The sequence below is a fragment of the Dethiosulfatibacter sp. genome (assembly GCF_983023055.1).
On the sequence record NZ_CEZJXU010000064.1, the window covers coordinates 1 to 8,015 of the forward strand.

The 8,015-nt window shown below is 35.8% G+C and carries 9 protein-coding genes; 5 read left to right on the forward strand and 4 right to left on the reverse strand.

The annotated features are described in order from the left end of the window. Positions 1-104 precede the first annotated feature (104 nt). The 3 genes from AC3AX0_RS03790 to AC3AX0_RS03800 form a co-directional block, all read right to left on the reverse strand. The gene (locus tag AC3AX0_RS03790) at positions 105-356 is read right to left on the reverse strand and encodes a hypothetical protein (protein ID WP_487548974.1); all 252 of its coding nucleotides are present in this window, start codon (positions 354-356) and stop codon (positions 105-107) included. Positions 357-481: 125 nt separating this feature from the next. Continuing rightward, on the reverse strand, positions 482-727 hold the full coding sequence (locus AC3AX0_RS03795) for a hypothetical protein (protein WP_487548975.1): 246 nt from the start codon (positions 725-727) through the stop codon (positions 482-484). Positions 728-850: 123 nt separating this feature from the next. Next, the gene (locus tag AC3AX0_RS03800) at positions 851-1,069 is read right to left on the reverse strand and encodes an XRE family transcriptional regulator (RefSeq protein WP_487548976.1); all 219 of its coding nucleotides are present in this window, start codon (positions 1,067-1,069) and stop codon (positions 851-853) included. A gap of 180 nt (positions 1,070-1,249) precedes the next feature. Between AC3AX0_RS03800 and AC3AX0_RS03805 the strand changes: the two genes are divergently transcribed. The 3 genes from AC3AX0_RS03805 to AC3AX0_RS03815 all read left to right on the forward strand — a co-directional run bounded on the left by AC3AX0_RS03805 (position 1,250) and on the right by AC3AX0_RS03815 (position 3,913). Further along, positions 1,250-1,693, forward strand: a complete 444-nt coding sequence (locus AC3AX0_RS03805; protein ID WP_487548977.1) for a helix-turn-helix domain-containing protein — start codon at positions 1,250-1,252, stop codon at positions 1,691-1,693. Positions 1,694-1,714: 21 nt separating this feature from the next. Beyond that, complete coding sequence (locus tag AC3AX0_RS03810) at positions 1,715-2,143, forward strand: ImmA/IrrE family metallo-endopeptidase (RefSeq protein ID WP_487548978.1); 429 nt, start codon at positions 1,715-1,717, stop codon at positions 2,141-2,143. A 90-nt stretch (positions 2,144-2,233) separates the two neighbouring features. Beyond that, positions 2,234-3,913: a recombinase family protein gene (locus AC3AX0_RS03815; protein ID WP_487548979.1), complete on the forward strand. Its 1,680-nt coding sequence runs from the start codon at positions 2,234-2,236 to the stop codon at positions 3,911-3,913. On the opposite strand, the gene AC3AX0_RS03820 is transcribed toward AC3AX0_RS03815, so the two are convergent. After that, positions 3,885-4,937, reverse strand: coding sequence for a YifB family Mg chelatase-like AAA ATPase (locus AC3AX0_RS03820; protein ID WP_487548980.1), 1,053 nt, complete (start codon positions 4,935-4,937; stop codon positions 3,885-3,887). The two genes, AC3AX0_RS03815 and AC3AX0_RS03820, sit on opposite strands and share 29 nt — an antisense overlap. 172 nt (positions 4,938-5,109) lie before the next feature. Here AC3AX0_RS03820 and gdhA (AC3AX0_RS03825) point away from each other — a divergent pair, with 172 nt between their 5' ends. Continuing rightward, the gene (gdhA, locus tag AC3AX0_RS03825) at positions 5,110-6,447 is read left to right on the forward strand and encodes an NADP-specific glutamate dehydrogenase (RefSeq protein WP_487548981.1); all 1,338 of its coding nucleotides are present in this window, start codon (positions 5,110-5,112) and stop codon (positions 6,445-6,447) included. Positions 6,448-6,684: 237 nt separating this feature from the next. Beyond that, positions 6,685-8,015 (forward strand): NADP-specific glutamate dehydrogenase (gdhA, locus tag AC3AX0_RS03830; RefSeq protein ID WP_487548982.1); only part of this gene is annotated, 1,331 nt, incomplete at its 3' end.

Here is an 8,015-nt window from a genome sequence, read left to right on the forward strand (position 1 = left end):
ATCTTACTACTACACTTAACACCTTTCTAGCAGGTCCAAGATTCTTTTCTTTGATAATCTCTTCAACTGCCACTTTTGAATATTTCACAAATCAACAACTCCTTTCACACAATCCTTCCAACCACCATCACCACTGCCACAACAGCAGAAATGACCGTCGCAATCTTATATTTAAGCAACATTACATCATTCTCAACAGCAGCTTCAGCTTTCGCTGTCACAATATACCTGTTCTCTCTTTCAAGAGCCTTCTTGTCTCGTTTAAGTCGGATAATCTCCCTGTCCTTCTGGAGCACCTCCTCTTCCAGAGAGACTGCCTGATCAACTACATTATCCATATTTTTCTTTCTAGCCATACTTCCTCCTGGTTAAAATATTCTGATAACAATTAATGCTGCAACCATTGCTGCAAATTCATAGATCATATACTTTCTTGTATCTTCCATAATGACCTCCTATGTGATACAATTAAATTGAGTATTTATGCTTGTGCCCTCATAGCTGTTCCCGCAGCTTGGGCACTTTTCTTTTCTGGATCTTCTTCATCCTCCTTTTCATTCATTTTGATAATTTCCATTGCCACTAGCTTGAAAGCATCGGCTATGGTATCTAATCGCTCCTCAAATTCTTCCTCTGAAGCAATTTCTGCACATTCAAATGTTATTTTTTTAGTGGGATCTCGTTTCGTCGGTGTCCTATCGATTGTCATAATCACATTGTTTTTCAATTTATTTCCTCCTATTAAAATATTTTAATAACAATAAAGCACCAACCATTGTTATTAATTCATAGATTATATATTTCTTTTCTGGACTCATATCCGGACCCCAAAGTGTTTGCGAAGTTGCATTTATGCCATAAAGTCAGCAAAAAAAATTTCTATTACTTCCTCTTTGTTTAGATTGAGGATTCCAATCATTGCTGTAGCTTCTTTAATGGTGAAGTTTTCACCTTTATTTGTGAACTTCCTATACATTGTACTTTTGTTGACTTCAAGCCTTTCAGCAAGCTGTTCAACATTCAAATCCTTTTCCAGCATTTTGATTTTCAATTTTTTTATATTTACCACTGAATATCACCTCCTAGTAATTTAATAACTTTAGTTGCATATCTGCTACAATTCAATATTAACTTATCGGGTTATGTTTGTCAATACTTTTTTGGCATATATGCAACTTTTTTTATCTGAAGTGCAAATTCATTGCATATTTGCGCTATATTTGGTAATATGTTAATGAAAGGAGATGCTATGTTGGATATAGGAAAAAAAATTAAAGATCGAAGAAAAGAGCTGGGATTGTCAATTGACGATGTTGCTGAAGCATTAGGGAAAAACCGAACTACTGTATATAGATATGAAAGCAGTCATATAGAAAATTTACCTATTTCAATTCTCAGTCCACTTGCAAAGGTTTTAAAAACAACTCCTGCTGATCTTATTGGATGGAATAATGCCGTGCCAAGAGATGGGAAAAAATGTATGAATATTGATGATGAACTTAAGAAAATTGAATCTCTTGAGTTTCATACTCCTGAAGAAGCAATGAAATTCATACTTGAACAACCTGTACTAATGAACTATGGAGGATATGATTTAAATAACATATCTGCTGATGAGACAATGGCATTGGCAGAAGATCTGCTTTTAACTATGAAAATTGGAATAGAAAGGATGAAGAAAAAGAGAAAATAATTGCTTTAAGGGGTAGACATATTGAGTATTACGCAAGATATATTAAACGGGTTGATAGAATTTTATGGAACAACAAATGTGAATGAGTTAATTGACGAAATGGGAATAATTGTAATTAGACGAGACTTTCCTGATGGCACTAAAGGAAAGTTTTTTCGTGACTACTTAGGTATTGAATACATAATGGTATCTTCAGGATTAGATCATCATGAAGAGATATGTGTATTGGCGCATGAGTTAGGACATGCTGTTTTGCATACAGACCTTTCGATTGAGTATCTGTATGGGGTAACACAAGTGAAAAACAAATACGAGGTACAAGCTGATAAATTTGCTTCAGCCTTATTATTATGCGATATTGATATTGATGAATTAGAGGGACTAACAACAAAAGAGATAAGCTGTCACCTTGGAGTTCCTGAAAACCTTATCGCTTATAAATTTGGTTAGCAAAAAAGTAACAATAAACAAAATATAGACTGCATAGATAATCGACAGATGCTAAACAGGTGTCTGTTTTTTTCAAAAGGAGGTATAATCTTGAATAAAGTTGCAGCATTATATGTAAGGAAATCTAAAGCTACTGAAAAGGGCGAATCTATTGAAAATCAGATCCAAAGAAGTAAGGATTTATGTAATTATAAAGGATGGTCATATCAGATATATGAGGACTATGATGTTTCCGGAAAAAATCTGGATAGACCTAGTTTCAAGAAGCTTATGTACGACATTGATCAAGGTATGATCCATACACTAGTCTGCTATAAATTGGATAGAGTAAGTAGATCAGTTAATGATTTTTCCACTCTCATTGGTGATTTAGATAAAAAGGATGTAGATTTTATTTCTTTGAAGGAGAACTTTGACACTTCCTCCCCAATGGGACGGGCCATGATGATGATTACATCCGTGTTTGCTCAATTAGAGAGAGAAACCATAGCCGAAAGAGTTCGTGACAATATGATAGACAGAGCCAAGCTTGGTAAATGGAATGGTGGTCCTATACCCCTTGGATACAAAGCTATCAGTGAAACTACACATGAAAACAACAAGACAAAGAAAGCCTCCAGACTTATTATTGAAGAAAAAGAGGCCTCTATTGTACGATTCGTCTATGCCAAATATATGGAATTAAAATCTATTAGAGGAACCGCTCATGAGCTTAATAGGTTAGGATACAAAACTAAGAAAGGTGCTTCATGGAACCCAAACCAGGTTCAAAGGGTCCTCAAGAATGCCTTGTATTGTGTCGGTGACACCTATGCATACAATTACTTCAATTCATCTACAGAAGTCCAAATTTCGAATCCTGAAGGCATGTTTGACGGAACCTATGGAACGATGTATTATAATAGGAGGAGACCAAATGGAACTACTTCCAAGCAGCTACCAATGTCAGAGTGGATCCTTTCTGTTTCTGAACATCAAGGTATAATATCAGGCAAAGAATTTGCTACTGTTCAGTTATTAATTAAAAAAAATGCAAGTATAGCACCTAGACTCGGACAAAGCCAATCCTCTCCCCTTTCTGGTTTAGTAAAGTGTGGAGAATGTGAATCTAGTATGAGTGTATACTATTCAAGAAAATCCAATAAAAGTATCGGAGCAACAGATCAGTATTATTCATATTTCAATTGCATAAAAAAAGTACAACAAGCACAATGTGATAACAGAAGTATTAGAACTGATAAACTCGAAAACTCTGTTGTTGAATATCTTAGCTATCTTCTCACTAACGAAGACCATCTTCATGACCTATTAAAAAGATCCACCGGTACTGATGACAAGATTGAAAAACTTGATTCAGAAAAGAAACGTCTCAAAAATCGTCTTGATGCAATTGACAATGAAATTAGCAATCTTACAGCTGCTCTGGCGAAAAACGTACTCCCAGAAGATATTATAATGAAAAAATACAATGAACTCGAAAAAGATAAGAACTTGCTTGTAACTGAATACAATTCGATAATAAACAAAATCAACTATTCAACTAACCATAAATTGAATACTGATATTTTCGTGAATTCAATGAAACAGTTTAATCCCGAAACCTATCATAAACTACCAATGAACATAAAAAAAACACTACTCCGTAGTATTATCAAAAAAGTCATTATTTATAAGGATAGTATTAAAATACACTTATTTGTGGATTTAAGTTGTGATAGTCACGTTATTTGTCCACGCACGCTCAAGGGTTCATGCTTGAGACAAGCATGAATTTTGAAGGATAATCTACTGTCATGTTTGCTCTTGAAATTGTAACTCTGCCGTCTTCAAGTGGTTGTCTCAAAACCTCAAGGGAGCTTTTATTAAATTCAGGCAATTCATCGAGAAACAACACTCCGTGGTTTGCCAGTGAAATTTCTCCCGGCTTTGGAATGCGCCCTCCTCCCACCAGTGCTGTTTTTGATATTGTATGGTGTGGAGCCCTGAAAGGTCTCGTTCTTATAAGTCCACTTTCACTATTAAGACCGGCAATACTGTATACTTTAGTAATATCCAAGGATTCTTCAAAGGTTAAATCCGGAAGAATCGTAGGAATCCTCTTGGCAATCATTGTTTTGCCAGACCCCGGAGAACCAATAATTAGAATATTGTGACTGCCTGCTGCAGCTATTTCAACTGCGCGTTTCAATGTTTCCTGCCCCTTGACTTCTGTAAAATCAATTTCATAGCTATTAAATATGTTTGAGGAAGAGTAATCCTTTTTCAACGTTGGCAACATAATTTTCTTTGAATTTAAATGATCTACGATTTCATTAAGGCTTCCTACGGGATATATTTCCATATCCTTTATATAGCTAGACTCTTCCATATTTTCCAAAGGTACAAAAGCCTTTTCAATACCTAATGATCTCAATGAAATAAGCATAGGTAGTACTCCATTTACATGTTTTATGGAGCCGTCAAGAGACAATTCTCCAATAAAACAGGTTGTTTCCTGATTCTTGACTATACAGGTCCCCATGGCTGATAAAATCCCTAGGGCTATGGGAAGGTCAAGCTGGGATCCTTCCTTTTTTATTGATGCAGGTGATAGATTTACTGTAATTCTGGACATTGGAAAATCATAATTTGAATTTGATATTGCCGATCTTACCCTTTCCTTTGATTCTTTAATGGATGCATCGGGAAGTCCTACAATATTAATTGTAGGCAAGCCATTTGCCAGGTCTGTTTCAACTTTTATTATATTGCCTGCTAGTCCCGAAAGAACGCAAGCATTAACTTCTGATAACATTGCTACCCCCAATAATTATTTGATATTCATTCTTATATTGTATATCGTTGCAGTATAAAATCAAATATTATTAGTACATATTACAGATTATTAACATATGGCATTTACTCAATGCTGTATATTAAATATAGATTTTTCTGTTATAATAATATATCGACAGGGAGGTTACAACATGGATTATATAAAAAAAGTAATATCCATAGCAAAAAAGAATGATTCAGCTGAAGCCGAATTTCTTCAGGCAGTTGAAGAAGTTCTTCTAACATTAAAGCCTGTACTTGATAAAAATCCGGAATATGAGGAAAACCGAATTCTTGAAAGACTTATCGAACCTGAAAGACAAATAATTTTCAGAGTTCCCTGGCTGGACGACAAGGGAGAAATACAGGTTAACAGAGGATTCAGAATACAATTTAACAGTGCAATAGGACCCTATAAGGGAGGTTTAAGATTCCACCCTTCAGTAAACCTTGGTATAATCAAATTTTTGGGATTTGAACAGATATTCAAAAATTCCCTTACAGGTCTGTCAATAGGTGGAGGAAAAGGCGGTTCAAACTTTGACCCAAAAGGCAAAACAGACAAGGAAATAATGAAATTTTGTCAAAGTTTCATCACAGAATTGTACAGACATCTTGGCCAGTCTGTTGATATACCTGCTGGTGATATAGGCGTAGGCCCACGAGAAATCGGATATCTTTTCGGACAGTACAAAAGAATAAAAAACGAATTCGAGGCTGGCGTACTTACAGGAAAAGGTCTTAAATATGGTGGTTCTCTTGCTAGGAAGGAAGCCACTGGGTTTGGAGTAGTGTATTTCGTTAGAGAAATGTTAAAATCAAACAACGACAGTTTTAAAGACAAGACTGTGATTATTTCAGGAGCAGGAAATGTTGCAATATATGCTTGTGTAAAAGCTCAGGAATATGGTGCTAATGTAATTGCCATGTGCGACTCCAAAGGATATATCTACGATCCCAAAGGTATAAATATCACTACAATAAAACAGATTAAAGAAGTAGAAAGAAAAAGAATAAGCGAATATTTAAAATACCATCCTGATGCTGAATACGTAGCTAATCAGAGAGAAATATGGAATCTAAAATGCGATATCGCGCTTCCCTGTGCCACTCAAAATGATATACATCTTGATGAAGCAAAAAAACTTGTTGAAAACGGATGTACCGTTGTTGGTGAAGGAGCTAATATGCCTTGTACAAACGAAGCCATGGCATACTTCCTGGAAAACAAGGTTTTTCTGGCTCCTGCTAAAGCAGCTAATGCAGGCGGAGTTGCCACATCAGCCCTTGAAATGGCTCAAAATAGTATGAGACTTTCATGGACATTTGAAGAAGTCGATAAAAAGCTTGATGAAATAATGGTCAATATATTCAAGGAAACCAGTGAAGCTGCTGAGAAATATGGAGTTCCAGGTAACTATGTTACAGGAGCCAATATTGCCGGATTCATTAAAGTTGCTGAAGCAATGATGAGTCTTGGAATAGTTTAATAAACTACTAAATTGACTAGTCAAAAGGAGAGTTTATCCGTCTTTTAATAACGGACAGGCTCTCCTTTTGTTTTATATCCCCATAGAAATATATACTGTATATTAAAAATGCATAAAAAACATCGTTTTCCCCCTGCTATTTGTTACGTTTTCGTAATATATGGTACTTTTTTCATAATGAATCTTGATTTTCGTTTAAAAAATGCTATAATGTAATAGAAGTAGGGAGGTTACATAATGAATTATGTACAAAACGTAACAATTTTATCAAAAAAGAGAGATTCAGCAGAGCCTGAATTTCAACAAGCAGTTGAAGAGGTGCTTCATTCATTAAAGCCAGTAATGGATATGCATCCAGAATATAAAGAAAACTGCATACTAGAAAGACTAATTGAACCAGAAAGACAATTAATGTTCAGGGTTCCCTGGACTGATGACAAAGGACAAATACATATCAACAGAGGATATAGAGTTCAATTCAGTAGTGCAATAGGACCTTACAAGGGAGGATTAAGATTCCATCCTTCAGTAAACCTTGGCATTGTCAAATTTCTTGGATTTGAACAAATATTCAAAAATTCTCTTACCGGCTTGTCAATAGGCGGAGGAAAAGGCGGTTCAGACTTTGATCCCAAAGGAAAATCAGACAGAGAAATAATGAGGTTCTGCCAGAGCTTCATGACAGAGCTTTACAGACACCTAGGAGACAGCGTCGATATACCTGCCGGAGACATAGGTGTAGGTGGAAGAGAAATCGGTTATCTTTTCGGACAATACAAAAGAATTAAAAATGATTTTGAAGCAGGCGTCTTGACCGGTAAAGGTTTGAAATACGGCGGTTCCCTGGTAAGAACGGAAGCAACTGGATATGGTGTTGTATATTTTGTAAGAGAGATGCTTAAGGCAAATAATAAAAACTTCAAAAATAAAACAGTAATAATATCAGGATCCGGAAACGTTGCAATATATGCCTGTGAAAAAGCTCAGGAATATGGTGCCAACGTAGTAGCCATGTGCGACTCCAAGGGATATATATACGATCCTAAAGGTATAAACATAGAAACAGTAAAGCAGATCAAAGAAGTTGAAAGAACAAGAATAAGCGAATATGTAAAACACCATCCAGAAGCTGAATATCACGAAAATCAAAGAACACTATGGGATCTAAAATGTGATATTGCTCTACCATGCGCTACTCAAAATGATATAAACCTTGAAGAAGCAAAAAAACTTGTTGAAAACGGATGTTTTGCTATAGGAGAAGGTGCAAATATGCCTTGTACAAATAGCGCCATGGATTATTTCCAGGAAAACAATGTTCTCCTTGCACCTTCCAAGGCGGCCAATGCAGGTGGAGTTGCAACTTCAGCTCTTGAAATGGCACAAAATAGCATGAGAATTCCATGGACATTTGAAGAAGTGAATAATAAGCTGGATGACATAATGGTTAATATTTTCAAAGAATCAAGTGCAGCAGCTGAAAAATACGGCGTTCCAGGCAACTATGTTGCAGGTGCAAATATTGCCGGCTTCATAAAAGTAGCCGATGCAATGTTGTGTCAGGGAAT